19 protein-coding genes and 1 other RNA gene are annotated in these 26057 nt (G+C 72.3%); 9 read left to right on the top strand and 11 right to left on the bottom strand.

Annotation, left to right across the window (positions count from 1 at the left end; translation table 11 throughout):
• Window positions 1-255: 255 nt before the first annotated feature.
• A complete protein-coding gene (locus IAG44_RS25265; RefSeq protein WP_187749357.1) occupies window positions 256-1104 on the bottom strand; it encodes a hypothetical protein in 849 nt (282 codons plus the stop codon).
• Between IAG44_RS25265 and IAG44_RS25260 the strand changes: the two genes are divergently transcribed.
• On the top strand, window positions 1093-1320 hold the full coding sequence (locus IAG44_RS25260; RefSeq protein WP_187749356.1) for a hypothetical protein: 228 nt from the start codon (window positions 1093-1095) through the stop codon (window positions 1318-1320). The genes IAG44_RS25265 and IAG44_RS25260 overlap by 12 nt on opposite strands.
• Window positions 1321-2130: 810 nt before the next feature.
• On the opposite strand, the gene IAG44_RS25255 is transcribed toward IAG44_RS25260, so the two are convergent.
• The gene (locus IAG44_RS25255; protein ID WP_187749355.1) at window positions 2131-3096 is read right to left on the bottom strand and encodes a LysR family transcriptional regulator; all 966 of its coding nucleotides are present in this window, start codon (window positions 3094-3096) and stop codon (window positions 2131-2133) included.
• A 94-nt stretch (window positions 3097-3190) separates the two neighbouring features.
• On the opposite strand from IAG44_RS25255, the gene IAG44_RS25250 reads away from it, so the two are divergent.
• The 6 genes from IAG44_RS25250 (at window position 3191) to IAG44_RS25225 (ending at window position 11009) form a co-directional block, all read left to right on the top strand.
• Window positions 3191-4528, top strand: coding sequence for an MFS transporter (locus IAG44_RS25250; RefSeq protein ID WP_187749354.1), 1338 nt, complete (start codon window positions 3191-3193; stop codon window positions 4526-4528).
• Between the two features lie 178 nt (window positions 4529-4706).
• Window positions 4707-6002, top strand: a complete 1296-nt coding sequence (locus tag IAG44_RS25245) for an ABC transporter substrate-binding protein (RefSeq protein WP_187749353.1) — start codon at window positions 4707-4709, stop codon at window positions 6000-6002.
• Window positions 5999-6907, top strand: a complete 909-nt coding sequence (locus tag IAG44_RS25240; protein ID WP_187749352.1) for a carbohydrate ABC transporter permease — start codon at window positions 5999-6001, stop codon at window positions 6905-6907. The genes IAG44_RS25245 and IAG44_RS25240 overlap by 4 nt, the downstream gene beginning before the upstream one ends.
• 53 nt (window positions 6908-6960) lie before the next feature.
• Window positions 6961-7725, top strand: a complete 765-nt coding sequence (locus IAG44_RS25235; RefSeq protein ID WP_187752856.1) for a carbohydrate ABC transporter permease — start codon at window positions 6961-6963, stop codon at window positions 7723-7725.
• A 30-nt stretch (window positions 7726-7755) separates the two neighbouring features.
• Window positions 7756-10008, top strand: coding sequence for an alpha-xylosidase (gene yicI / locus IAG44_RS25230; protein WP_187749351.1), 2253 nt, complete (start codon window positions 7756-7758; stop codon window positions 10006-10008).
• The gene (locus IAG44_RS25225) at window positions 10008-11009 is read left to right on the top strand and encodes a LacI family DNA-binding transcriptional regulator (protein ID WP_187749350.1); all 1002 of its coding nucleotides are present in this window, start codon (window positions 10008-10010) and stop codon (window positions 11007-11009) included. The genes yicI and IAG44_RS25225 overlap by 1 nt, the downstream gene beginning before the upstream one ends.
• Before the next feature lie 88 nt (window positions 11010-11097).
• On the opposite strand, the gene ssrA is transcribed toward IAG44_RS25225, so the two are convergent.
• From ssrA to ftsE, 5 genes are all read right to left on the bottom strand, one after another.
• Window positions 11098-11501, bottom strand: a transfer-messenger RNA (tmRNA) gene (ssrA, locus tag IAG44_RS25220).
• A gap of 107 nt (window positions 11502-11608) precedes the next feature.
• Window positions 11609-12148 (bottom strand): SsrA-binding protein SmpB, encoded by a 540-nt coding sequence (gene smpB, locus IAG44_RS25215; RefSeq protein ID WP_246564402.1) that lies wholly within the window; start codon window positions 12146-12148, stop codon window positions 11609-11611.
• A gap of 107 nt (window positions 12149-12255) precedes the next feature.
• Entirely contained in the window at window positions 12256-13410 is a 1155-nt protein-coding gene (locus IAG44_RS25210; protein ID WP_187749349.1) for a S41 family peptidase, read from the bottom strand.
• Between the two features lie 67 nt (window positions 13411-13477).
• On the bottom strand, window positions 13478-14395 hold the full coding sequence (ftsX, locus tag IAG44_RS25205) for a permease-like cell division protein FtsX (protein WP_187749348.1): 918 nt from the start codon (window positions 14393-14395) through the stop codon (window positions 13478-13480).
• Between the two features lie 39 nt (window positions 14396-14434).
• Entirely contained in the window at window positions 14435-15124 is a 690-nt protein-coding gene (gene ftsE, locus IAG44_RS25200) for a cell division ATP-binding protein FtsE (protein ID WP_187749347.1), read from the bottom strand.
• Window positions 15125-15391: 267 nt separating this feature from the next.
• Here ftsE and IAG44_RS25195 point away from each other — a divergent pair, with 267 nt between their 5' ends.
• Window positions 15392-15583: a hypothetical protein gene (locus IAG44_RS25195; RefSeq protein WP_187749346.1), complete on the top strand. Its 192-nt coding sequence runs from the start codon at window positions 15392-15394 to the stop codon at window positions 15581-15583.
• Window positions 15584-15706: 123 nt separating this feature from the next.
• Here IAG44_RS25195 and IAG44_RS25190 read toward each other — a convergent pair whose 3' ends face one another.
• The 4 genes from IAG44_RS25190 to IAG44_RS25175 all read right to left on the bottom strand — a co-directional run bounded on the left by IAG44_RS25190 (window position 15707) and on the right by IAG44_RS25175 (window position 21233).
• Window positions 15707-16666, bottom strand: coding sequence for a hypothetical protein (locus IAG44_RS25190; RefSeq protein WP_187749345.1), 960 nt, complete (start codon window positions 16664-16666; stop codon window positions 15707-15709).
• Window positions 16667-16972: 306 nt separating this feature from the next.
• The gene (gene prfB, locus IAG44_RS25185) at window positions 16973-18079 is read right to left on the bottom strand and encodes a peptide chain release factor 2 (RefSeq protein WP_187749344.1); all 1107 of its coding nucleotides are present in this window, start codon (window positions 18077-18079) and stop codon (window positions 16973-16975) included.
• 57 nt (window positions 18080-18136) lie between these two features.
• Window positions 18137-19366 (bottom strand): serine/threonine-protein kinase, encoded by a 1230-nt coding sequence (locus IAG44_RS25180; RefSeq protein ID WP_187749343.1) that lies wholly within the window; start codon window positions 19364-19366, stop codon window positions 18137-18139.
• Between the two features lie 112 nt (window positions 19367-19478).
• Window positions 19479-21233: a serine/threonine-protein kinase gene (locus tag IAG44_RS25175; protein ID WP_187749342.1), complete on the bottom strand. Its 1755-nt coding sequence runs from the start codon at window positions 21231-21233 to the stop codon at window positions 19479-19481.
• Between the two features lie 425 nt (window positions 21234-21658).
• On the opposite strand from IAG44_RS25175, the gene IAG44_RS25170 reads away from it, so the two are divergent.
• Window positions 21659-25951 carry an FHA domain-containing protein gene (locus tag IAG44_RS25170; protein WP_187749341.1) on the top strand — a complete coding sequence of 1431 codons (4293 nt, stop codon included), beginning with the start codon at window positions 21659-21661 and terminating at the stop codon, window positions 25949-25951.
• The last annotated feature ends 106 nt before the right edge of the window (window positions 25952-26057 follow it).

Below are 26057 nucleotides of genomic sequence, written 5' to 3'. Positions count from 1 at the left end.
ACGGAGTTGACGGGGGTGACGCCGTTGGCGGTAGTCCGTCGGCGGAGGGCGGGGCGGTCGGCTCACCCGTAGTACCCCTAGTACCCCGGCCACCCGTAGTACCCGAGCTTCCCGTAGTACCCGTAGCTCCCAAGTCCCCCCGCCTCCGGCGCGTGATACCCCTACGCCCTGAGGACGACCCCTGAGACCGGTGCGAGGGTAGGGCTGAGGAACCGGCCGACCCCTGTGCGGATCGCCGGTTTGCGCGTGATGCCATCAGGAGTCGCCCTCCGCGGAGGTGAGCGGCGCGATGGCGGCGAGCGCCTTGCGCGCCACCAGCACCCCGGCCCCGGGTTCCCCGGCACCGGACGCCGGACCCGTAGTACCTCCGGGGGACGTGCCACCGGAGGTCCCCCCGGAGGCGGGCGCCGACACCGGCACGACCGCGCCTGCCGAAGTCGGCGGCGACGGACTCCCCGCGTCCGTGTCACCGCCTCCCGAGGCCCCCGGCCCCGACGCCTGCCGCTTCTCCGTCACCCCCTGCGAGGCCGACGCGTCCGGCGAGGGATCCGGTGAGGGCGCGGGCGAGGAGGGCGACGGCGACGACACCGCCGGGCTGCTGCCCGCCGGCGAGGGACTGCCGCTGCCACTCCCGGGCCCGGGTCCCGTCCCCGGCCCGGTCGCGTCGGCGCTCGGCGAGGGCGCGGACGAGGCGGACGGCCGGGGCGAGGCCGCTGCGGTGCCCGAGGCGGAGGGCCCCGGGGTCGCGCCGGGGGCCCTGGTCGTCGTGCCGGAGGCGGTGGCCGACGCGGTGCCGCCGGGCACGCCGACGTCGTACGGCGCCGATGGCTCCGAAGTACTAGGGGTACGGGTCGCCTCGACCTGGCTCGCGGGCTTGCCCTCGTCGCCGGGGCCGGGCAGCGGGAGCCAGGGGGCACCCGCGTTGCCGGAGAGGAGGGTGCCGACGATGACGGCCGCGTAGGCGCCGCACGCCACTCCGACCGCGAGTCCGAGGCGCCGGAAGGTACGGCTGCGACGACCCGACTCGTCGACGAACACGGGCCGTTCGGACGCCTCGCCCTCGGCCTGCCCCCCGCCGTGCAGCGGATCGAGTTGGACGGTCACCTCGGCGGGGTCGTGCTCCTCGTCGCCCGCCCCGGAACCCGGCGCCCCGGCCGGCGACTTCCCGCCCGCCTCGCCAAGTCCGCCGGCTCCACCAGGTCCGCCAAGCCCATCGAACCCGCCGGGTCCGCCGAGCCCACCCGCTCCGCTCCGGCCACCCGGTCCGCCCTCGGCGTCCGCTCCCACCGCATCGCGTCCCGCTCCGTCCCGTACCCCTGAAGAGCCACCCCCCAGAGCAGCCGCCCCCTCCGCACCGGCCCGCCGACCCCGAGGAACCGCAGGCCAGCCACCCCCACTCCCCCTGCCCTCGCCACCACCCGACGCCGACCCCCTACGACTTCCGGCCGACACCTCGGACGACCCATCCACCCCGTAAGACCCGTACGACCCGTGAGCCCCGTCCGCCGCACGCCCGCCACCGACTCCCCCGGCCCCGTACGACCCCGACACCCCCTCAGTCCCCTCCCCCCAGGGATCCCGCCCCACCGGCACAACCCCCCGCACCTCATCCACCAGCCCCACCGAATCCGGCACCCGCGTCGAGGGATCCGGCGCCCGCCGCGCACTCGCGACGGCATCGTCCGGGAACCCCTCCCATCCGGCCGCACCGGACTCCCACCCGGCCGCACCCGGCTCCCTCCCGCTCCCACCGGACACCGACGCGCCCCCGCCGGACCGACTCTCTTCAGCCAACCCCCCGGATATCTCCCGCCGCTCCCCGGCGGACGACGCGCCCGTCTCGGGAAACTCCTGGGTCCCACCGATCGCCGCGACCCCTTGGGTCGGCGACGCCGGCTCGGGCCACTCGGGTTGGGTGTCTTCTGGCCATTTCTTCACGTGCGCACTTCCCCCCACGGGAGCACTCCGGGATCACCCCGGGTCCGTCCCGGGAACAGTTCTGGGCGCGTGTTCGAACGCCGAGCACATGTCGCACAACCAGGCCCCCACCCGGTTCACGCGCCCCCGATGTCTCTCCGTGCTCGGGGCGCCGAATCTAGCGCAGCGGATGTGCGCCGCGTGTGCGATGTGTCATTTGTGTGCGGATGCCATGCCCATGTCGATGGCTGGAATCCATCCATCGGCGGGCGACTCCAGCCACGATTCCTCGACCGCGAGTTCGAGCGCAGATTGTCGCAGTACAGCCAAGATCGGATGGAACAGCCCCTTTCGCCACACGAGTGACACCGGGGACAGAGGGACGGGCTCGACGAGCGGCCGCTGGACCGTCCCAGGCATGGCCGGAAACCCCACTACGGTGAGCACCGGCCACCTGGACCGGGCCATGACACGCCCGAACTCCGCCTCCCCCACGGCCATCGGCACCGGCGGCGCGACCCGTATCCCCCGCCCCTCGAACAACAGCCGCGCCAGATCGGTCCATTCGGGGGTGCGCGGATTCCCGGCCCCCGCGTAGACCTCCTCCCCCGCGAGTTCACCCACCGGCACCGCGTCCCACGAGGCGAGCCGGTGATCCGAGGGGAGGACGACGGACATGGGCTCGTACCGGACGAGTTGATGATCGAGCCGCGCGCGCAGCGAGGGGTCGAGTCCCGCGTACCGCCCGAACGACGCGTCCAGCCGCCCCGCGATCATCTCGGCGGCGGCCCAGGTCAGCCCGCTCTCGAAACGGGCCATCAGCTCGTGCTCCGGCGCGAGCCGCCGCGCCCGTTCCAGCACGAGTGAACCGGTGCCGAGACCCGGCGAGTTGAGGTCGACGAGCAACGGACGGGCCTGCCCGAAGGCGGCACGCAGCTCCTCCTGCGCGTCCAACACCCGCCGGGCGTACGGCAGAAGACGTTCACCGTCCGACGTAAGAGCCACCTGCCGCGTCGTCCGGACGAACAGCTCGACCCCCAACTCCCGCTCCAGCCGCCGCACATCACGGCTCAACGCCTGCTGCGCGACGAACAGCCGCGCGGCGGCCCGCGTGAAGTGCAGTTCCTCGGCGACGGCGAGGAAGACCCGGAGCAACCGGGGATCAAGATCTCGATGCATCCGGCGAAGCTAACAAGGATTCACAACACAGGCGCGTGAATAAGCACGCAGCGGGTGTTGGACCGGACGATCATCGCCGTACGACCGTTGCGGCATGCCCCACGCCCACCACGGAACCCCACCCGAAACCCTCTACACGACGACCGGCGACTCCCTGATCGCCGTCGACCTCAGCCCCCGCACCTCCCCGAACCCCAACCCCTACCGCCACCTCCTAGCCCTCCCCGGCGCCCGCGCCTTCACCGCCGGGAACCTCGTCGCCCGCCTTCCCTCAGGCATGTTCGGCGTCAGCGCGGTGATGATGATCGCCGGACAGCGGGGCTCATACGCGCTGGCCGGCGCCGTCACCGCAACGGGCCTCGCGGCAACGGCGGTTGTCGCGCCGCACATCGCCCGCCTCGTCGACCGCCGCGGCCAGGTTCAAGTGGCCGTCCCCGCAGCCCTGTTCGCGGCACTCGGCGCCATCACCCTGGTCCTGTGCGTCCGTCACGACGCCCCGACGTGGACGCTGTTCGCCGCGTACGCCGCCACGGCGACCGCCCCCAACACCGGCGGCATGTCCCGCGCCCGCTGGGCCCACCTCCTGGCCGGCGACGAGAAAGCCCTGCACACCGCGAACTCCTTCGAGCAGGCGGCGGACGAACTCTGCTTCCTGCTGGGCCCGTTGCTAGCCGCACTGCTGTGCGCGAACGCCTTCCCCGAGGCCGGCACCCTCGTCGCGGCGGCCCTCCTGGTCACCGGCATCCTCCTCTTCGCCGCCCAGCGCGCGACCGAGCCGCCCCCGCACCGCCGCCCGTCCGCCACCTCCCCGCTCACAGCCCCCGGCATGCCGCCGCTCCTCGCCGTGTGCCTGTGCCTGGGCGCGGTGTTCGGAGCGACGGAGGTGACGACGGTCGCCTTCGCGGACGAGGCGGGCCACAAGGCCCTCGCAGGGCTGGTGTTGGGCCTCCAGGCGGCCGGATCAGCCGTGGCGGGGCTGGTGTTCGGAGCAAAGAACACCCCCCGAAACGCCACCACTCCCGCCGCTCCCGCCACCACCCCCGCAAAAGACCCCGCCAACTCCACCCCCCACCCCCGCCGTTACCCCCTGTGCATAGCCGCGATGACCACCCTCCTCACCCTCCCCCTCCTCACCACCACCCTCACCAACTCCCTCCCCCTCCTCGCCCTCTCCCTCCTCCTCGCCGGCGCCGCCACCGCCCCCACGATGATCACCGGCATGACCCTGATCCAGCAGCACACCCCCGAGGGCCGCCTCAACGAGGGCATGACCCTAGCGGTGACCGCCCTCCTGGCCGGCATAGCCGCCGGCAGCGCGAGCGGAGGATGGACGGCGGAACACGTCTCCCCCACGGCGGGCTACGTCATCCCGGTCACGGCCGCCGGCACGGCACTCCTCGTTTCACTCCTGCGCCACACACGACACCCCTGATCTGCGGCTCTCTGTCGAATCGCTTCCGCCATTCCCAGCCACCCCATTGACGCGCCTCCAGCCACCCAATAACTTCCTCCGTCGAAGCGCTTCGACGTCACGCATCGAATCGATTCGACGGACACCGCGTGGCGCCGACCCAGCCCGGACACCCATCCGACTCCCTTGGAGAGCAAGGATGTTGACGGCAAAACGGCGGACCCTGACGACAGCGGCGGCACTGAGCACGGCACTTCTCCTCGCGTCCTGCGGGGGCAGCGGCGACGGAGGATCCGACGACGGATCCACCCTGCGCCTGTGGCACTACGAGGCCCCCAACAGCGCGATGGGCGTGGCCTGGACGGAGGCGATCAAGGAGTTCGAGGCACAACACCCGGGTGTGAAGGTCAAGTTCGAGGAGAAGAGCTTCGAGCAGATCCAGAAGACGGCCCCGATGGTCCTCAACTCCTCGGACGCGCCCGACCTGATGGAGTACAACAAGGGCAACGCGACGACGGGCCTCCTCTCGAAGCAGGGCCTGCTGACCGACCTCACGCCCGAGGTGACCAAGCGCGGCTGGGACAAGCTCCTGAGCCCCGGCGTCAGCACCACGAGCCGGTACGGCACCAACGGCGTGATGGGATCGGGCAGTTGGTACGGCGTCCCGAACTACGCCGAGTACACGACGCTCTACCTGAACAAGGACCTGTTCCGCGAACACGGCGTGCAGATCCCGACAACGTTCTCCCAACTCACAGCGGCGCTCCAGAAGTTCACGGACCAGGGCGTGACGCCGCTGGCCAACGCGGGTGCGGAGTACATGGCCCACCAGTACCTCTACCAGCTCGCCCTCTCCAGGGCCGACCGCTCCTGGGTCGACTCCTACGAGCTCTTCAAGGGCAAGACGGACTTCCACGACGCGGCGTGGAAATACGGCGCCGAGACGTTCGCGGACTGGGTGGAGAAGGGCTACCTGGCGAAGAGTTCGAGCGGGGCGACGGCCGAGCAGGCGGGCGTCTCCTTCCTCCAGGGCAAGGCGCCGATCCTGTTCTCGGGCAGCTGGTGGTACGGCCGTTTCCAGTCGGAGGCGCGGTTCGACTGGGGCACCACCCTGTGGCCGGAGTCGAAGCTCACGCTCGGCTCGGGCGGCAACCTCTGGGTGGTGCCGAAGAGTTCGAAGAACAAGCAACTCGCCTACGACTTCATCGACATCACCATGTCGAAGAAGATCCAGAACCTGCTCGGCAACAAGGGCGGCGTCCCGGTCGCGGCGGACACGAACGCGATCACCGACCCGAAGTCGAAGCAACTCATCACGGATTTCAACACGTTGAGCAGCCGTGACGGCCTCGCCTTCTACCCGGACTGGCCCGTCCCCGGCTTCTACGACGTCCTGGTCTCCGAGACGCAGAAGCTCATCACCGGCAGCGAGAAGCCGGACGCCTACCTCGACGCGGTGGAGAAGGCGTACGACAAGGGCGTCCCCGCCTCATGACGGCCCCCCGCCGCCGCGCCGTCGCCTCCTCCTACGCCCCCTTCCTCCTGCCCGGCGTCCTCGCCTTCCTCGCGGTCGTCATCGTCCCGTTCCTGATGAACACCGGTCTGAGCTTCACCCGTTGGCAGGGCGTCGGCACCCCGGAGTGGGCGGGGCTCGCCAACTACCGCGAGCTGATGGACGATTCGGCGTTCTGGGCGTCGTTCCGGCACAGCCTGTTCATGGTCGTGGCGATGGCGGCGCTGCCCACGGCCGTCGGACTCGTGCTGGCCGCCGCCCTGTTCGACTACGTCGGCAAGCACTTCGGCAGCAGGGTCACCACGGTCCTCCGGGCCTGCTTCTATCTCCCGCAGGTGCTGCCGATCGCGGTCGCCGGCATCGTGTGGAGCTGGATCCTCGCCCCGGAGAACGGCTCGCTCAACGAACTCCTCAAAGCCGTCGGCCTGTCGGGCTGGCAGCAGGACTGGCTGGGTGACCCGGACTTCGCGCTCTACAGCGTCATGGGCGTCATGGTGTGGGTCCAACTCGGCTTCCCGCTCGTGGTGTTCATGGCCGGCCTGGAACGCGTCGACCCGCAGCTGTACGAGGCGGCCGAGCTGGACGGCGCCGGCTGGTGGCGCCGGTTCTGGCACATCACGCTGCCGCAGATCCGCCCCGAGATCTCCGTGGTGCTGACCTGGTGCACGATCGCCGCGCTGAAGGTGTTCGGCGCGGTGTACGTCCTGACGAAGGGCGGTCCGGGCGGGGCGACGGACGTGCCGTCGTACTTCTCGTTCACCACGTTCTTCGAGAAGACGCAGGTCGGGTACGGGTCGGCGATCTCGACGGTGCTGACGGTGCTGATCCTGGCGCTCTCCCTGATCGCGCTGCGGCTCCAGAACAGGCAGGAGGAGAAGCCGAGTTGAGGAAACTTAGCCGTTACCCGGTGCTGGTCGCCCTCTGTCTGGCCGCCCTCTTCATGGTCACCCCGTTCCTCATCGTCACCCTCAACGCCCTCAAGTCCCCCGCGGAGTACGCCCAGAGCGGCCCTCTGAGTCTCCCGGACGGCCTGTACTTCGACGGCCTGAAGGACTTCTGGACCCGCGTCGACTACACCCAGAAACTCGTCAACTCCACCCTGATCAGCGGCTCGGTGGCGATCCTGGCCGTCGTCCTCTCCCTCCTGAACGCCTACGCGATCGGCGTCGGCCGGGTGAAGGGCCGCCCCTGGATCCTCGCCTTCTTCGTCCTCGCCAACGTGGTCCCGCAGGAGGCGCTGGTCTACCCCGTCTACTACCTGAGCAAGCAACTCGGCCTGTACGACACGAGGTTGAGCGTGATCATCGTGTTCACGGTGATCCAGGCGGCGTTCGGCACGTACCTCCTGTCGGCCGTCCTCGGCAGGTTCCCGCGCGAGGTGATCGAGGCGGCCCACGTCGACGGCGCGAACAAGTGGCAGGTGCTGTGGCGGATCGTCGTCCCGATGAGCCGCCCGACCCTCGGTGTCCTGCTCGTCTTCTTCTTCGTCTGGACGTGGAACGAGTTCCTGCTGCCGCTGGTGATGCTGATCTCCAACGACAACCAGACGGTGTCCGTCGCGCTCGGTGTCCTCCAGGGCCAGCGGCTGATGGACGCCACGATGACCAACGCGGCCGCTCTGCTCGGGGTGTTGCCCGCCCTGGTGTTCTTCCTCGTCTTCCAGCGCACGCTCACCCGCGGGATCGCCGTGGGTGCCGTCAAGTAAGGACCATCCCGTCAAGTAAGGACCCTCCACGTGAAGTTCACCGATGGTTACTGGCTGCTGCGCGACGGCATCACCGCGGCCCACCCGGCCGAAGTCCTGGACGTCACCGCCGCGGCCGGCGCCCTGGAGATCCACGCGCCGACGCAGCCCATCCGCCACCGCGGCGACCTGCTGAAGGGACCGGTCGTGACGATCAGCGCGCACACCCCCATGCCCGACGTCATCGGCGTCACCTTCGCCCACTTCCGGGGCGACCCCCCGCACAGCCCGCAATTCGACCTGGCAGCCTCGGAGTTCACCCCGAAGCTCACCCACGACGAGAGCCACGCGACCCTGACCTCCGGCGAGCTGTCCCTGCGGGTCACCCGCACCGGCCCCTGGCACCTCGACTTCCGCGCCCACGGCCGCTCACTGACCTCCAGTGGCCCCAAGGGCATGGGCATCATGAGCGACGCCCGCACCGGCGCCCACTACCTGCGCGAACAACTCGGCCTGAAGGTCGGCACATCGGTGTACGGACTCGGCGAGCGTTTCGGACCCCTCGTCAAGAACGGGCAGGCGGTGGACATCTGGAACGCCGACGGCGGTACCGCCACCGAACAGGCGTACAAGAACGCGCCGTTCTACCTGACCGACGCCGGGTACGGCGTCTTCGTCGACCACCCGGGCAAGGTGTCCTTCGAGGTCGGCTCCGAAGCGGTCTCGCGGGTCCAGTTCAGCGTCGAGGCACAGGAGTTGACGTACTACGTCATCTACGGCCCGACCCCGAAGGAGATCCTGCGCAAGTACACGGCGCTCACCGGCCGCCCCGCGCTCCCGCCCGCCTGGTCGTTCGGGCTGTGGCTGTCGACGTCGTTCACCACCGCGTACGACGAGGAGACCGTCACCTCGTTCATCGAGGGCATGCGTGAGCGTCAACTCCCGCTGTCCGTCTTCCACTTCGACTGCTTCTGGATGCGTGAGCTGAACTGGTGCGACTTCGAGTGGGACCCGCGTGTCTTCCCCGACCCGGAGGGCATGCTGGCCCGGCTGAAGGCGAAGGGGCTGCACATCTGCGTGTGGATCAACCCCTACATCGCGCAGCGCTCCCCGCTGTTCGCGGAGGGCAAGGAGCTGGGCCACCTCCTGAAGCGGCCGGACGGCAGCGTCTGGCAGTGGGACCTGTGGCAACCCGGCATGGCCCTGGTCGACTTCACCAGCCCCGCCGCCCGCGACTGGTACGCGGCGAAGCTGGAGGCGCTGCTCGCCCAGGGCGTCGACTGCTTCAAGACCGACTTCGGCGAGCGCGTCCCGACGGACGTCGCCTGGTCGGACGGCTCCGACCCGGAGCGCATGCACAACTACTACGCCTACCTCTACAACCAGACGGTCTTCGACGTCCTGCGCAAGCACCGCGGCGAGGGCGAGGCGGTCGTCTTCGCCCGCTCGGCCACAACGGGCAGCCAGAAGTACCCCGTTCACTGGGGCGGCGACTGCGAGTCGACGTACGAGGCGATGGCGGAGTCCCTGCGCGGCGGCCTGTCGCTCGGCCTGTCCGGGTTCGGTTTCTGGAGCCACGACATCGGCGGCTTCGAGGGCACCCCGTCCCCGGCCCTGTTCAAACGCTGGCTCGCCTTCGGCCTGTTGTCCTCGCACAGCCGGCTGCACGGCAGCTCCTCGTACCGCGTGCCGTGGCTCTTCGACGACGAAGCCGTGGACGTACTGCGGCTGTTCACCCGTCTCAAGCTGCGCCTCATGCCCTACCTGTACGAGACGGCGCGCGTCGCGCACGAGGAGGGGCTGCCGGTGATGCGCGCGATGGCCCTGGAGTTCCCGGACGACCCCGGCTGCGCGCATCTGGAGCGCCAGTACATGCTGGGCCCCGACCTGTTGGTCGCGCCGGTCTTCAACGACGAGGGAGACGTGCGGTATTACGTCCCCGAGGGCGAGTGGACGCACTTCGTGACCGGGCGCACGGTCACCGGGCCGCGCTGGGTGAGCGAGACGCACGGGTTCTCCAGCATCCCCCTGCTGGTGCGGCCCGGCGCGGTGATCCCGGTGGGCGCGCACGCCGACCGGCCCGACTACCGGCACGCCGACGGGGTCACGCTGCGCGCGTACGGACTTGAGCGGGGCGCCCAAGTCACCGTGCGCGTCGGGGAGGTGAGTTACACCGTCGTCCGCGAGGGGCACACGCTGCGCGCGTCCGCGAGCGATCCGTCGTTGCCCTGGGGGCTGGCCGCCGGGGACCGGGTGGCGCGGGCGGAGGCCGGATGCGGGTTCCTCACGGTGGAGTTGGGCTGATGGTCAAGATCACCGATGTGGCGCGGCTGGCGGGTGTCTCCCCGAGCACGGTGTCCTACGCGCTGAGCGGCAAGCGGCCGATCTCGGAGCAGACCCGGCGCCGGGTGCAGGACGCCATCCGCGACCTCGGCTACCGGCCGCACGCCGGGGCCCGCGCGCTGGCCACCAGCCGCTCCAACGTCCTCGCCCTCGTCGTCCCCTTACGCGCCGGCATGCACGTGCCGGTCGTCATGCAGTTCGTGGTGTCGGTGGTGACGGCCGCGCGGCGCTACGACCACGACGTGCTGCTGCTGACGCAGGAGGAGGGCGACGACGGGCTGCGCCGGGTCGCGGACACGGCGCTGGTGGACGGGCAGGTCGTCATGGACGTCCAACTCCACGACCCCCGGCTGCCGTTGCTGCGCAATCTGGAGCGGCCGACGGTGGTGATCGGCTTCCCGAGCAGTCCGCAGGGGCTCACCTGTATCGACCTCGACTTCCGCGCGGCGGGCGAGGTGTGCGTGGACCATCTCGCCGGGCTGGGGCACCGGGCGGTCGCGCTGGTGGGGTCGCCGCCCGAGGTGTACGTCCGTCAGACGGCCTTCGCGCAGCGCGTCGTCCAGGGGTTCACCGGCGCCGCCGACCGCGCCGGGCTGCAGTCCGCCGTCCACCCCTGCGAGGCGACGCCGCTCGGTGCGCGCCGGGTCGCCGAGCAACTGCTGCGTGAGCAACCGGCGTTGACCGGGGTCGTCGTCCACAACGAGGCGGTGCTGGAACCGTTGATCGACGCGTTCCGCCGGCTCGGGCTGAGTGTGCCCGGGGATCTGTCGGTCACGGCGATCTGTCCCGACGATCTCGCGGCGCACCTGGGGGTCAGTGCCGTCGCCCTGCCGTCCGGTGAAGTCGGCGCCCAGGCCGTGGAGTTGCTGATGGACAAGCTCGCCGGGGAGCCGGTGCCGGAGGCGACGCTGCTGCGGCCGACGCTGACGAGACGGGCGAGCACGGCGCTGCGCGACGCGTGAGCGCCGGCGGCGTGCCGGGAGAAGCCGGAGGCGGAAAAGCCAGAGGCCCCGCTGCTCGAAAGCAACGGGGCCTCTGCCCACATGGGATGAGTGGAGATGGCGGGAATCGAACCCGCGTCCAACGGTGCGGAACCAGGGCTTCTCCGTGTGCAGTTCGCTGTGATTTTCTCGGCCCCGGCGATCACGCGAACAAGTCGCCGACGGGCCCAGTCACTGTTTGATTTCCCTCTTCACCCCGTGACCGGGATCAAGGTTTAGTCCCCTAGCTGATGCCAGGATCCGGGTCGGGAACAGCCCCGGGCTGACACTCCCTTAAGTAAGGGGCAGTTGCCTAGCTACCTGATCAGGCAGCGAGGGCGAACTGCGTCGCCTTGGGAGAATCGCTCTTAACAGTGGCGATTATTTTTTTCGGCCTGTGGTTTACGAGATCATGGCCGCTTCCTCGACACGCTTCCCCTGCTTCGACATCCGCTGTCGAAACCGATCATCCCCATGTTGATTTTTCAATGTGCCACCGGACTCGGCCGGTGCTGATGCCATCGTACGTGACCAACGCGCACGCATGCCACCGTATTCCCCGGCGGTGCCCCAGCGGCGCCTCAGCCCCGCTGCCGCCGCTTCGCCGCCGCGATCGCCCGGTCCGTCTCGCGCCGGTCCTGCTGCTCGCGCAGGGTCTGCCGCTTGTCGTACTCCTTCTTGCCGCGCGCGAGGGCGATCTCGGCCTTCGCGCGGCCGTCCTTGAAGTACAGGGCGAGCGGCACGATCGTGTGGCCGGTCTCCTCCGCCTTGACCGCGAGCTTGTCGATCTCCTCGCGGTGCAGCAGCAGCTTGCGCTTGCGGCGCGCGGAGTGGTTGGTCCAACTGCCCTGGTGGTACTCCGGGATGTGGGCGTTGTGCAGCCACGCCTCGCCGCGGTCGATCTGGACGAACCCGTCCGTCAGCGACGTCCGCCCCTCGCGCAGCGACTTGACCTCGGTGCCGGTCAGCACGAGGCCCGCCTCGTACGTGTCGATGATCGCGTAGTCGTGCCGCGCCTTCTTGTTCTGGGCGACGATCTTCTTCTTGCCCCCCTTCTCCCCGTCCCGCGCCTTACCGCCCCCGCCGCCCTGCTTGGGCTGGGACTCCTTCGGTACGTACATTCCCTTGCTCATAGTCCCGCCATTTTCGCACCAGCGAGGCCGTCGAGGGAAAGCCGTTTCCCGAGCCCTGCGCCGGGGAAGCCGACGGCGACGACGAGCCCACGTCCCTACGGCATCCGCCCCAACCCGCTCAGCACCCGCTCCGCCCGCCCCAGCACCCCGTCCGCCACCTCAAGATCCGGCACGATCCCCACCCCGTCGACCGCGTGCCCGGACGGCGTGCGGTAGTGCCCCACGGTCAGCTCGGCGACCGAGCCGTCCGGCAGGCGCGTCGGCATCTGGACGGAGCCCTTGCCGAAGGTGCGGGTGCCGACGACGACCGCGCGGCCCCGGTCCTGGAGGGCCCCGGTCAGCAGCTCGGCGGCGCTCATGGTGCCGCCGTCGACGAGGACGACGAGGGGGCGGGTGGTGTCGCCGCCCGCGTCCGCGTGCAGGGCGCGCTGTGCGCCGTCCATGTCGTACGTGGCGACCAGGCCGCCGTCCAGGAAGACCGAAGCGACGGCGACCGCCTCGGTGACCAGGCCGCCGGAGTTCCCCCGCAGGTCCAGCACGACACCTCCCGACGCCTCTCGCGCGGCGGCCCGCACCGCCTCGCCCACTCCCTTGGTGAACGCGGCGACTCGAACAAGAGTTCCCCCGCCCCGGATCTTCTCGGCGGTCACCGGCTGCGTGGACAGCGTGGCGCGCCGCAGGGTCTCGGCCCACGCGCGCGTACCGCGTTCGAGGCCGACCCGGACGGCCGTCCCCGCGCGCGCGTCGGTCGCGTCGCCGCGGAGTAAGGAGAGGACGTCGGTGACGGGAAGGCCGTCCACCGCGCGCCCGTCGACGCTGCGCAGCCTGTCCCCCGCGCGGATGCCGGCCGCGGCGGCGGGCGAGTCGCCGCGGACCTTGCTGACGGCGATCCGGCCGTCCGACTCGCGCCGCGCCCACAGGCCGACGCCGGTGTACTCGCCGTCGAGCGCCTGTGCGAACTCCTCGTACTCGCCCTCGGAGTAGACGGCCGCCCAGCGGTCCCCGCTGCGACTCACGGCGCGCTCGGCGGCCTCCAGGGGCGAGGTGCCCTGGGCCATCGCCTCGGCCGCGGCCTGCGCCACCTGCCGTCGCCCGTCGGGGACGACGGACCGCGCGGCCCCCGTCCCCTCGTCCCCCTGGGGCAGCGATCCCGTCGCCGCCCCGGCCACCAGCACGCTCGCGAACACCAAGGTCAGGGCGGCCCCGCGGCCGAGGCGGCGGGGCTGGGAAAACAGGTCGGGACCTGACATGGCCGCGAGTCTAGGGGAAGCGAAAGGGCCGTACGGGCAGTTGTCCGTACGGCCCTCTTGGCATGTGTCACACCTTCAGGTACTTGCGCAACGCGAAGAACGCGGCAAGGGCGGGCATCAGCAGGCTCGCCGCGAGGATCAGCGGGAGCTTGGTCAGCAGGGCGTCCCAGCCGATGAAGTTGATGAGGCTCAGCTTCTGCGACAGGGCCATGCCGTGGTCGATCGTGAAGTACCGGCCGAGGGTGAGGCCGACGCAGGCGAGCACCCCGCCGATGAACCCGGCGACGGCCGCCTCCGCGATGAACGGCGCCTGGATGTAGAACCCGGAGGCGCCGACCAGCCGCATGATCCCCGTCTCACGCCGACGGCTGAAGGCCGAGACGCGCACCGTGTTGACGATCAGCATCAGCGCGACGACCAGCATCAGCGCCATCACGCCGAGCGCCGCCCGGTTCAGCAGGTTCAGCAGCTCGAAGAGGTTGTCCAGGATGCCCTTCTGGTCCTGCACGGACTGCACGCCGTCGCGCCCGTTGAACGCGGTCGCGATGACCTGGTACTTCTCCGGGTCCTTCAGCTTGATCCGGTACGACTCCTGCATCTGGTCGGGCGTGAGGGAGGCGGCCAGCGGCGAGTCGCCGAACTGCTCCTTGTAGTGCTTGTACGCCTCGTCCTGCGATTCGTACGTCACTGTCTGGACGACCGACATCTTCTCCAGGTCGGTCTTGATCTGCTTCTTCTGGTCCTCGGTGATCGCGCCCTTGGCGCAGTTGGGGTCCGACTCGGCGTCGCTCTTGTTGCAGAGGAAGATCGAGACGTTGACCTTGTCGTACCAGTAGCCCTTCATGGTGCTGACCTGGTCGCTCATCAGCAGCGAACCGCCGAAGAGACCCAGCGAGAGGGCCACGGAGACGATGACCGCGAAGGTCATCGTCAGATTGCGGCGGAGACCGACACCGATCTCCGAGAGGACGAACTGGGCGCGCATGGCGTCTGCTTCAAGCCTTTCCGTGGGACCTGGGGGCGGTCAGTGCTGGTAGCCGTAGACGCCGCGGGCCTGGTCGCGGACGAGGCGGCCCTTCTCCAGCTCGATGACGCGCTTGCGCATCTGGTCGACGATGTTCTGGTCGTGCGTCGCCATGATGACCGTCGTACCGGTCCGGTTGATGCGGTCCAGGAGTTTCATGATGCCGACGGAGGTCTGCGGGTCGAGGTTGCCGGTCGGCTCGTCCGCGATCAGCAGTTTGGGACGGTTGACGAACGCGCGCGCGATGGCGACGCGCTGCTGCTCACCGCCGGACAGCTCGCCGGGGCGGCGGTCCTCCTTGCCGCCGAGGCCGACCAGGTCGAGCACCTGGGGCACCGACTTGCGGATCTCGCCCTTCGACTTGCCGATGACCTCCTGGGCGAAGGCGACGTTCTCCGCGACCGTCTTGTTGGGCAGCAGGCGGAAGTCCTGGAAGACCGTCCCGAGCTGGCGGCGCATCTGCGGCACCTTCCAGTTGGACAGCCGCGCGAGGTCTTTGCCGAGGACGTGCACCTGGCCGTGGCTGCACCGCTCCTCGCGGAGGATGAGCCGCAGGAAGGTGGACTTCCCGGAGCCGGAGGAGCCGACGAGGAAGACGAACTCGCCCTTCTCCACCTCCAGGGACACGTCCCTGAGCGCGGGGTGGGTCTGCTTGGGGTAGACCTTGGAGACGTTGTCGAATCGGATCACGGGTGCACCACGGGTCGCCGGGGGTAGATGAGCGTGACCATACGCGAACCGGGTAAGGGAGCGCAGGCGCCCGTCACTGTTGGGTGTGGCTTGTGGGTATTTGCGCGCGGGCGGTGAAGGGGTGCGTGCCCTCGTACGGGGCGATCCGGCGCGGGTCCTGGCGGAACCTGGCACAGTAGGAGGGAAGGGCGCGGCGGGAGGGCGGGGAACGGATCCGATTCGCCGGGCGTTGTAGGGAGCAGAACCGGTGCGAAGGAGGGCGAGCGCATGACGTACGACCGGCTGGTGTGCGCTAACTGCGCGGCGCCCGTGAGCGAGGGCCGGTGCCCGGTGTGCCGGGCGAACCGCGAACGGCTGCAGCAGGAGAACTGGCTGGGCGGGCTGAGCCCCGCAGCGCTGGTCGCCGCACTCGTCGTCCTCATCGCGGCGGTGGCCCTGCTGGCCCACCAGACCGCGTAGCGGGCGGGCCGGAGAGCGGGCGCGAGCCGAAGCGAAGAGGCCCGGAGCTGTGGCTCCGGGCCTCGTTCACTGCTACGTGGGGTGACGGCCGCCGCCCGTGCGGGGACGGCCGTCCGCGCGGGGTCAGGCCGCCGCGCCGCCCCGGCCCTCGACGAGGCGCGGGAGCACCCGGAAGCCGATGCCGCCGGCGATCATCGTCGCCGCGCCGATCACCAGGAACATCGTCTGCCCGGCACCGGTCTCGGCCAGCTCCTCGTTGCCGCCCTGCGCGGTGGCCTCGGAGGAGGACGACCCGCTGGAGCCGGAGCCCGCGGTCGAGGAGGTGTCGGTCAGCGCGGAGCTGCCCTCTTCCTGGGTGGAGGGGCCGGTGGTGGAACCGCTGGAGGAGCCGCCGGTGGACTCGGTGCCGAGGCTGGAGCCGCCGTCGGTGGAGCCGCCCGTGGTGGCGCCGACGGAGGCGCTGCCGCCGTTGCCGGAACCGCCGCCGTTGTTGCCGGAACCGCCGTTGTTGCCCGAGCCGCCGGACGTGGTCGAACCACCGGTGGTGGACGAGCCGCCCGTGCTGGAGGAGCCGCCGGACGTGGTGGAGCCACCGGTGGACGACGAACCGCCCGTGGTGGTGGAACCGCCGGTCGTGGTGGTGGAGCCACCGGTCGACGACGAACCGCCGATGGAGGACGAGCCACCGATCGTCGTGGTGGAACCACCGGTCGTCGTGGTGGAGCCGCCCGTGGAGGACGAGCCACCGGTCGTCGCCGGGTCACCCGAGGTGGAACCGCTGGTGGAGGGGTCGCCCGAGGTCGAGCCGCCGGTCGTCGACGGGTCGCCGGAGGTGGAACCGGTCGTCGCCGGGTCACCCGAGGTGGAACCGCTCGTGGAAGGGTCGCCCGAGGTCGAGCCACCGCCGGTCGTACCGCCGGTGGTCGGCGGGTCCGTGCAGATGACGATCGTGCAGTCGTCGCCCGGCGGCGGCGGGTCGCCCGGGTCGGCGGAGGCGATGCCGGCCACCGTCAGGGACGCGCCGGCCGCGATGACGGAGCCGGCGGCTATACGCGCGATACGGACGCGCGTCTTCTTGGTCATATGGCTGCTACCCCCAGTAGCTGTTCGTCGAGGAGGGACAGCGTCGTCGTGGCGGTGATCGACGGGGGACGGCTGAGTCGAGCCACGCCCCCCGGTTCACATACGCCTCGCGTACAACGCGTGCCAGATTGCACCCTCCCGATTTTTCACAGCACCGTCAAGGCCGTTGCGTACGCAATGTCCAGGTGCGCGCGCTATGCCGGGTGTCGGAATCTGTGAGTGTGACGTAAAACCCAGACACCAGGGCAGACAAAAGGCAATCGCCCCTGATTCAGGGGCGATTGCCTTGTCGACAAAACTACGAACCTACTTCTCCTGCTGCTTGCGCCAGCGAATCCCGGCCTCCAGGAACCCGTCGATCTCGCCGTTGAAGACGGCCTCCGGGTTGCCGACCTCGAACTCGGTCCGCAGGTCCTTGACCATCTGGTACGGGTGCAGGACGTACGAACGCATCTGGTTGCCCCAGGAGTTGCCGCCGTCGCCCTTGAGCGCGTCCATCTTGGCCTGCTCCTCCTGGCGGCGGCGCTCGAGGAGCTTCGCCTGGAGGACGTTCATCGCGGTCGCCTTGTTCTGGATCTGCGAGCGCTCGTTCTGGCAGGAGACGACGATGCCGGTGGGCAGGTGGGTGAGGCGCACCGCGGAGTCCGTGGTGTTGACGCCCTGCCCGCCGGGCCCGGAGGACCGGTAGACGTCGACCCGCAGCTCGGACTCGTCGATCTCGACGTGGTCCGTCTGCTCGACGACCGGCAGCACCTCGACGCCCGCGAACGACGTCTGACGGCGCCCCTGGTTGTCGAAGGGCGAGATCCGCACGAGCCGGTGCGTGCCCTGCTCGACGGAGAGCTGGCCGTACGCGTACGGGACGTGCACCGCGAACGTCGTCGACTTGATGCCGGCCTCTTCGGCGTACGACGTCTCGATCAGCTCGGTCTTGTAGCCCTTCTGCTCCGCCCACCGCAGGTACATCCGCTGGAGCTTCTCCGCGAAGTCGGCGGCGTCCACGCCACCGGCCTCCGCGCGGATGTTGACCAGCGCCTCACGGGAGTCGTACTCGCCGCTGAGGAGCGTACGGACCTCCATCTCGTCCAGCGCCTTGCGCACGGACGCCAGCTCGGACTCGGCCTCCGCGCGCGTGTCCGGGTCGTCCTCCTCCTCGGCCATCTCGAAGAGGACGGCGAGGTCGTCGATCCGACCGCGCAGGGTGTCCGCCTTCCTGACCTCGGCCTGGAGGTGGGACAGCTTGCTGGTGATCTTCTGCGCCTCGTCCGGGTTGTCCCACAGGGACGGTGCCGCCGCCTGCTCCTCGAGCACGGCGATGTCTGCCCTCATCCTGTCGAGGTCCAGGACGGCCTCGATCGACTCCATGGTCGAGGAGAGGGACTTCAGCTCTTCGGATACATCGACGACTGCCACACCCCCAGCCTAACGGCAACCACTGACAGCGGTGCCGCTGCCGCCGGACGAAGGGCCTCAGGGCGACGCGGGCGACGAGTTCCCGGTCTCCTGCGCGGGGGATCCGCCGTCCGACGTCACGAACCAGGCGCCCACTCCGACGGCGGCGGCGACGGCGGCCCCGGCCACGCTGATGACGACCCGGCGGCGCCGGGCGGAGGGCCGGTTGCGCGCGGACCCCGGCCGGGGCGCCCCGGCGGTGCGGGGCACGCGCGCGGTGCCGTGCGCGCCGCCCGCCAGCTCGTCCGCCGCGGGCACGCGCATGGACGTGTGGGTGTCCCGGTTGGAGTCCGGTTTGGCGCCCGGCACGAGCGGCACCGCGCCCCTGCGGACGGCGCCCTTGGGGGCGGCGTCGGCCTCCTGGTCGTCCGGCACGGCCTCGGCGGGCTCCGTCTCGGGCTCGTCGACGTCCAGGGGCGGCATCCCGGCCAGGGACGGCAGCAGCTCGCGCAGGCGCGCGGCCAGCTCGGAGGCGCGCAGGCGCGAGGCGGGCGCCTTGGCGAGGCACTGGACGAGGAGCTGCCACAGCTCGTCGGGGATGCCCGGCAGGGGCGCGACGGACTCGGTGACGTGCCGGCGCAGGACGGCCCCGGGGTGGCCGCCGCCGAACGGGGTGAAGCCCGCGAGGAGTTCGTACAGGACGGTCGCGAGGGCGTAGATGTCGACGGACGCGCGCGGGGGCAGCCCTTCGACGATCTCGGGGGCCAGGTAGTCCGGCGTGCCGATGATCTTGGTGGCCTTGGTCCGCTTCGGGGTGTCGATCAGCTTGGCGACGCCGAAGTCCGTCAGGAGCGCCCGGTGGGACCCGCCGGGCCCGAGGGGGCCCTGCATGTCCAGGAGGACGTTCTCGGGCTTCACGTCGCGGTGCACGACCCCTGCCGCGTGCGCGGCGGCGAGCCCTTCGGCGACGTCCGCGACGATCGCGACGGCCGCCTCGGGCGCGAGCCGCCGGTCGCGGTCCAGGCGCGTGCGGACGTCCGTGCCCCGGACCAGGTCCATGACCAGCGCGAGGTCGTTGCCGTCGACGACCAGGTCCCGTACGGAGACGACGTTCGGGTGGGAGAGCCCGAGCAGCGCCGTGCGCTCCTGCACGAACCTGCCGACCAGCTCCTCGTCCGACGACAGGTCCTCGCGCAGCAGCTTGATCGCGACGGGCCCCTCGGGGCCCTCGCCGAGCCACACCGTGCCGGCGCTGCCCCGCCCCAGGATCTGGTGGGCGGTGTACCGGCTGCCGATCTTCCGTGCCAAGACTGCTCCTACCGACGCGTGTTGCGGTCAAACGTACGCGTCCGGAGAGCCAACCTTCGCAGCGGAGACGGAAATCACCCGTCGGATGTCGACAAATCCCCAAACTCGGCGATCAGTTGCCCGCCACGGAGTCGAACCATCCGGTGACCGAGCTGAACCAGTCGGTGAGCTGGTCCCAGTAGCCCTTGCCGCTGCCGATCCAGTCCTGGAGGGGCGAGAACTCCCAGATCAGCCAGCTCGCGACGAACAGGATGAGGATCGTGAACAGGCACCCCTTGAGGCAGCCGAGCCCGGGGATGCGCATCGGGTTGGCGCTGCGGCGGCGCGACTCACGGGGTTCGCGCTCGCGCGGCTCCGGGGCGGGCCGCTGCTGGGGACGGCGCTCCGGCGCGGGCGCGGGTGCGTACCGCTGCTGCTGGGGCGGGGGCTGCTGCGGGGCGTACTGCTGCTGCGGGGGCGCGTACTGCTGTTGCTGCTGGTAGCCGTACGCCTGAACGGAGGGGCCGCCCTGCCGGCCGCCCTGGGGCGGGCGTCCCTGGCCCTGCGGCGGGCCCTGCGGAGGCTGCTGGGGGTGTTGCTGAGGCTGCTGGTGGGGGCGCGCGACCTGCCGCTGGGGGCGGCGGCGCAGCGGGTCCTCGCCGGGGTCGAGGTACTGGACCTGCGTCTGCTCGTTGCGGTCGCGGGCGGCGCGCAGCTGGCTCTGCCAGGGGTGCGGCTCCTGCGGGCCGGGTCCCTGCTGCTGGCCCGGCGGGACCGGCGGAAGGACCGCCGTGGGGTCCGCGGCTCCGGTCTGGGGGAGCACGGCGGTGGGGTCGGCGGCGCCCGCGGGCTGGGGCGCGCCGGTGTGCGGGAGCACGCTGGTGGCGGCGTTCGGGTCGTACGCGCCCCCGGGCGCGCTGTGCGGCAGCACCTGGGTCGGGTCGGCGGAGCCGTCGGCGCCCGGGACGGCCGCGGGGGCCGGGTCGGGTGTGAGGACGTGGCCCACGCCCTCGGCGGCGGCGATCTGCGTCGAGTTCGCGTGCACGCCGATGCCCTCGGCGACGATCCGCAGCGCGCGGGCGAGGCTCTGCGCGCCGGGGCGCTCGGCGGGGTTCTTGCGCAGGCAGCGCTCGATGACCGTCCACAGGGGCTCCGGGACGGTGGAGGGGCGGCGCGGTTCGGCGCTCAGATGCTGGTGGAGGACTTCGAGGGCGGAGCCCCCGGAGAACGGCGGGCGTCCGGTGACCAGCTCGTACAGCAGGATGCCCGCGCCGTAGACGTCCACGGCGGACGTCTGCGGGCGGCCCTCGGCGGACTCGGGCGCCACGTACGCGGGCGTGCCGACGAACTCGCTGGTGCGGGTCAGGCCCGGGGAGTCGGCGAGGCGGGCGATGCCGAAGTCGGTCAGCAGGGGGTGCATCTGGCCGCCGTGCTGGCGCAGCAGGACGTTGGCGGGCTTCAGGTCGCGGTGGACCACCCCGTCCGCGTGGCTCGCCGCGAGCGCGTCGGCGACCTGGGCGGTCAGCAGGGCCGCCGCGACCGGGCTGAAGGGGCCGTTCTCGCGCAGGTAGCGGTGCAGGTCGGGGCCCTCGACGAGGTCCATGACCAGGGCCAGCAGGTCGCCCTCGACGACCAGGTCGCGGACCCGGACGATGTTCGGGTGCGTCAGGCGCAGCAGGACCGAGCGCTCGCGCAGGAACCGCATCACGACGTCCGGGTCGCTCGCCAGCTCCTCCTTGAGGACCTTGATGGCGACGGTCTCACCGGGCTGTCCGGGCACGGCGGCCTCGGCGCCGGCGGCCTCCCGCTGGCGGGCACGCCAGACGGTGCCCGTGGCGCCGCGTCCTAGCGGCTCCTCAAGCAAGTACTTGCTGCCGACTGGCCGCACGTCACGCGCTCCCTGGTGATTGCCGATATGCCTGCTTGTGTTCCGACCCACTGTAGTGCTGTGGCCCCGGGAGGGGACTGTCCTCCGGCTATGGGTACGAGCGTCCTCCCGCGCGCGTTCGGAGGGGCCTGTCAACGCCCTGACAGTGAATGACCGGGTGGGACCGGGAAGTCCTCCGGTTTCACCGGGAAGACGCGTTCTCCGGTCCGTTGGTTGCCAGGCCCGAAACGTGACGGATCTCAAGTGATCAGCGGCGGACCGTCCGTCCGGCACTTTTGCGGGCAGAGCCGACCAATCAAGATCACTCGGCCGCCGGTGGCGTCCGCGTTGTCGGTGACAGGTGCGAGGATGCCCCCAGTACTGGCCGACGTGCTCGTGTGGGGTGGGGGGAAGACCGCCCGGGGCAGAAGGGACCGCTGACGGCGATGCAGATCCGGCTGACCGTCGTAGACCCGCAGGCCCCGGCCTCCGAGACCCGGGGTCAGGCAGCGAGCTGCGACGTGCTGGTGACGGCACCCGCGGGGACGGCGCTCTCGGCGGTCGCCGCCGCGCTGTCGTCCGCCGTGACGGGCGAGGCTCCCGGAAGCGGGGCGGTCGTCCTGTACGCGGGCGAGCAGCGGCTGGACACGACGCGCACGACGCTCGGCGAGCCGCCCCTGATCGACGGCGCGGTCCTCTCCCTCGGCGTCCCCGCCGCCCCCGAGGCCCACCCCGAGATCGACGACGCCCCGGCCCGCCTGCACGTCGTCGCGGGCCCCGACGCGGGCGGGGTGCACCTGCTGCACGGCGGCCAGATCCGCGTCGGCCGCTCCACCGACGCGGACGTGCCCCTGGACGATCCGGACGTCTCCCGCGTCCACTGCGCGGTCACCCTCGCTCCCGACGGGCGCGTCACCGTCACCGACCTCGGCTCCACCAACGGCACCACCCTCGACGGCGTCCGCGTCACCGACCGCCCGGCCCTCTTCCCGCCGGGCGCGCTCCTGCGCCTCGGCGAGTCCGCCCTGCGCCTCGCGCCCACCGGGGACGCCACGGCCCGCGTGACGACGACCCCGGACGGCGAGGGACACGTACGCGTCGCGCCCGTGCGCGTGGGGGGCGAGAACGGTGCGACCGGACACGCCCACGGCACGCTGGCCCCGGAGTGGGGGTCACGCGCGGGCGGGCCGACGGGCTCCGGCGAAGGCTGGCAGACGGGCACTGGCGACGGCCGGCCGACGGGCTCCGGCGACGGCTCTGGTGCCGGGGCGCGGGGCTCCCGCACCGACGGCAGACCTGCGGGCTCGGGCGATGGCTCTGGTGCCGGGGCTTGGGGCTCGCACGCGGGCGGCAGATCTGCGGAGGCGGGCGACGGCTCTGACGCCGGGGCGCGGGGTTCCCGTGCCGGCGGGGGGCTGTCGGTGCCGGGGCAGGGGGGTGCGCCGCGCATCGAGAACCGTGCGGGAGGTGAGGCGCGCGCGGGGGCGGAGAGCCACGCGGGCGCCGAAGACCCGGCGGGGGCGGACGGCCGCAGCGGGACCAGGCACGCGGAGGCGGACGGTCACGCGGCTTCTGAGACGCGGACCGGGGCGGAACGTCGCGCCGGGGGCGCGGGTCCCGGCTGGTCGGGGCGCCACGCGGAGTCCGGGGCTCAGGGCTCACCGACGGCCCCTCAGGGCGGGGCGGCGAACCGCGCGGGCCTCGACGGCTATGCCGGGCCCTCCGGGGCCCAGGGGTACGCCGGGACCCAGGGCTCCGGGCACCAGGGGTACGCCGGGGCTCAAGGACATGCCGGGGGCGACGACCGGGCCGAGGCTGACAGCCGCGCCGGGGCCGACGGGCGCGCCTCGGGTGACGGCCGCGCCCGGTTCGACGGCACGCTGCCCAGGGGCGCCCGTCCCCTCGGCGGGCGTCTCTCCGGTGCCGGCTCGCTCTCTGGCCCCGGCTCACCCTCCGGTGCCGGCCCTGCCGCCGGCGCCGGTTCCTCCTTCGGCCCCGGTTCCCCTGCCGGTGCCGGTGCCCCCAGCGGCGGTTCCGCCGTGGCCTCCCCCAGCTCCCCCAACTCCTCCGGCGACACCCACGGTGGCCGCTCCGGCATCGGCTCCCCCGTGACGGCCCCGGCCGACGGCGTCGACCGCCCCGCACAGAACGCCTCGCGTATGCGCGCCGGGGACGGTGTGCACGGGGATGTGCCGCAGGGCGGCCGTAAGCGTGGGGGCCTGTCCGCGTGGGCGCGGCGGCTGACCGGGAACCGGAACGCGCAGGAGGCGAGCGGGCCGCAAGGGTACGACGCCGGGGAGCGCGTGTCCGCCGGGGCGCCGCCGGTCGTCGCCTCGCCCGGTCCGGAGATCTGGCCCGACCCGGCCGCGCTGCTGCTGACCGCGCTGGGTCCGGGCCCGCGCCTGTGGGAGCGGGCCCCCGGGCACCCGGAGTTCCTGACGGTCCGGCTCGCCACGGCCGACCGCCCGACGGCCGACGGCGCCGTCCTGCCCGTCGTCCCGGTCACGGCGGCGCTGCGCGAGGCGGGTGCGCTGGGCCTGGCCGGTCCGCGTCCCCGGCTGTCGGGGCTGGCCCGCGCGGTCCTCGCGCAGTTCGCGGCGCTGCACTCGCCGGACACCCTGGAGATCGTCCTCCTCACGACCGACCGCGCCCGCCCGCCGGCCGAGCGCACCGCCGAGTGGTCCTGGCTCGGCTGGCTCCCGCACGTCCGCCCCGCGCACTCCCAGGAGTGCCGTCTCCTCCTGGCCCACGACCACGACCAGGCGACGGCCCGCGTGGCGGAGCTGCTGCACAGGCTGGACGGCCGGGAGGCCCCGCGCGCGGGAGGCGCCACCGAGCACCCGGCGACGCCCGGCGATCGGCCCCGCGCGAGCGCCCCGGCGCACGCCGCCTCCGCGACGTCCGACGCCCACGCGGCCGGCGTCCCCCTCCCGGCCCAGTCCCGCCGCCCGCACCCCGACGAACCCCACCGCCACGCCCCCACGGACGCCCCCGAGGGCACCGGCCACCCCTACGGCGCCGAGGAGCCCGCCCGCCGTCCTTCCTGGGCGAAGCCCGGGAGCGCGCCGGTGTTCCCGGGCCCGTACACGGTCGTGGTCGTCGACGGCGATCCCGGCACGCCCGCGCTGCGCGAGGCGCTGGTCCGGCTGGTCCGGCGGGGCCCCGAGGCCGGGATCCATGTGCTGGTGCTGTCGGAGACGGACCCGGGGTCGCTGGCGCTGCCCGTGGCGGGCGCGTACGAGGCGGCCTGCGCGGTCGTGCCGCTGTTCCGGGAGTGCGGGGCCGTCGGGCTGCTCGGCGGGGACGTGGCGACGGTGCTGCGGCTCGCGCGCGTCGCGCCGGGCGGCGGTCCGGTGGGTGAGGGGACCGCGGGCGCGGTGGACGCGGTGTCCGCCGCGTGGGCCGAGCGGTTCGCGCGTGCGCTGGCCCCGCTGCGGCCGGACGCGACGGCGGGCGACCGGCACGCGCGCGTGGCGGTCCCGTTGCCGCAGTCGGCCCGTCTGCTGGACGAGCTAGGGCTGGCGCGGGCCACTCCGGCGTCGCTGATGGCCCGCTGGGCGGACGCGGCCGACGACGCGGACGCGGTCGGCGGGCGTGCGCTGGCCGTCCTCGGCGCGGGCGCGCGCGGGCCGGTCGCCGCCGATCTCGTCGCCGACGGCCCGCACCTGCTGATCGAGGGGCCGGCCGGCAGCGGGCGCACCGAGCTGCTGCGGGCGGTCGTCGCGTCGCTGGCGGCGGCCGAGCGTCCGGACCGGCTGAGCGTCGTCCTGATGGACGGCCGCGACAGCATCGGCCGCTCGGGCGAGGGTCTGCGCGTGTGCACGGACCTGCCGCACGTCACGACGCACCTGACCGCCAACGACCCGGTCGTCATGCGGGAGTTCGCGCAGTCGCTGACGTCCGAGCTGAAGCGCCGCGCCGAACTCGTCGGCCGCACCGACTTCACGGACTGGCACACCCACCGCTCCCTGTCGGGCCGTCTCGTGAACCAGCGCACGACGACGCTCCAGGGCGCCTCCGCGCGCCAGTCGCAGGCCACCTCCGCGCAAGGCGCCTCCGCGCGCCAGCCGCAGCCCGCCACGGCGCAGGGCGCCCCCGGCCACGCCGTCCCCGCCCAGGGCGCGCCCCAGGGCGCGACCGATCTGGAGGCCCCGCCGAGCACCACCCTGCGCCTGCGCCCCGGCGCCGCGAAGTCCCGCCGGGACGCGGACGTCGCGCCGCCGCTCCCCCGCCTGATCGTCGTCGTCGACGACCTGGACGCGCTGGTCTCCCCGGCGCTCGGCTCCCCCGGGCGCCCGTCGGCGGGGTCGGTCACGCGCGCGTTGGAGGCCGTCGCGCGCGAGGGCGCGCGGCTCGGCGTGCACCTGGTGGCCGCGACCGGGCCGGGCGGGCGGACGGCCGAGTCGGAGCCCGCGCGCCGGGCGACGCTGAGGATCGCCCTGGAGGCGCCCGGGACGGCCCCGGACGAGCCCGCGGCGGGCCGGGGCCGCCTGGCCACGCCGGACGGCCGTACGGCGCTGTTCCAGGGCGGCCGGGTCACCGGGCGCATCCCCCGTACGGCGACGCTGCGGCCGACCGTCACGCCCCTGGAGTGGCACCGGATGGGCGATCCGCCGGCCCGGCGCACGGTGCGCGAGCTGGGCAACGGCCCCACCGACCTCGCGCTCCTGGCCAGCGCGCTGGAGCGGGCGGCCAGGGAGGTCTCGGCGGCGGAGGTGCCCTCGCTGCTGGCGACCTGAGGGGGCCTCAGGGACGTCCGGGCGGGCACCCTCCGTCATCACGACGCCGTCACAATCACCCGCTTGACACCGTATGCGCTCTTGCCGACCCCACCCGCCCGGCGTA

Origin of the sequence: Streptomyces roseirectus, from assembly GCF_014489635.1 — a bacterium.
Taxonomy (GTDB): Bacteria; Actinomycetota; Actinomycetes; order Streptomycetales; family Streptomycetaceae; genus Streptomyces; species Streptomyces roseirectus.
This window is presented reverse-complemented; position numbering and strand designations above follow the sequence as displayed.

Bases quoted from the DNA above. Each gene is read 5' to 3' on its own strand.
- IAG44_RS25245 (WP_187749353.1), top strand. From the start codon at position 4,707: ATGTTGACGGCAAAACGGCGGACCCTGACGACAGCGGCGGCACTGAGC.
- IAG44_RS25235 (WP_187752856.1), top strand. From the start codon at position 6,961: ATGGTCACCCCGTTCCTCATCGTCACCCTCAACGCCCTCAAGTCCCCC.
- IAG44_RS25250 (WP_187749354.1), top strand. From the start codon at position 3,191: ATGCCCCACGCCCACCACGGAACCCCACCCGAAACCCTCTACACGACG.
- ftsX (WP_187749348.1), bottom strand. From the start codon at position 14,395: ATGCGCGCCCAGTTCGTCCTCTCGGAGATCGGTGTCGGTCTCCGCCGC.
- IAG44_RS25195 (WP_187749346.1), top strand. From the start codon at position 15,392: ATGACGTACGACCGGCTGGTGTGCGCTAACTGCGCGGCGCCCGTGAGC.
- smpB (WP_246564402.1), bottom strand. From the start codon at position 12,148: ATGTACGTACCGAAGGAGTCCCAGCCCAAGCAGGGCGGCGGGGGCGGT.
- IAG44_RS25170 (WP_187749341.1), top strand. From the start codon at position 21,659: ATGCAGATCCGGCTGACCGTCGTAGACCCGCAGGCCCCGGCCTCCGAG.
- IAG44_RS25255 (WP_187749355.1), bottom strand. From the start codon at position 3,096: ATGCATCGAGATCTTGATCCCCGGTTGCTCCGGGTCTTCCTCGCCGTC.
- IAG44_RS25190 (WP_187749345.1), bottom strand. From the start codon at position 16,666: ATGACCAAGAAGACGCGCGTCCGTATCGCGCGTATAGCCGCCGGCTCC.
- IAG44_RS25210 (WP_187749349.1), bottom strand. From the start codon at position 13,410: ATGTCAGGTCCCGACCTGTTTTCCCAGCCCCGCCGCCTCGGCCGCGGG.
- IAG44_RS25240 (WP_187749352.1), top strand. From the start codon at position 5,999: ATGACGGCCCCCCGCCGCCGCGCCGTCGCCTCCTCCTACGCCCCCTTC.
- IAG44_RS25225 (WP_187749350.1), top strand. From the start codon at position 10,008: ATGGTCAAGATCACCGATGTGGCGCGGCTGGCGGGTGTCTCCCCGAGC.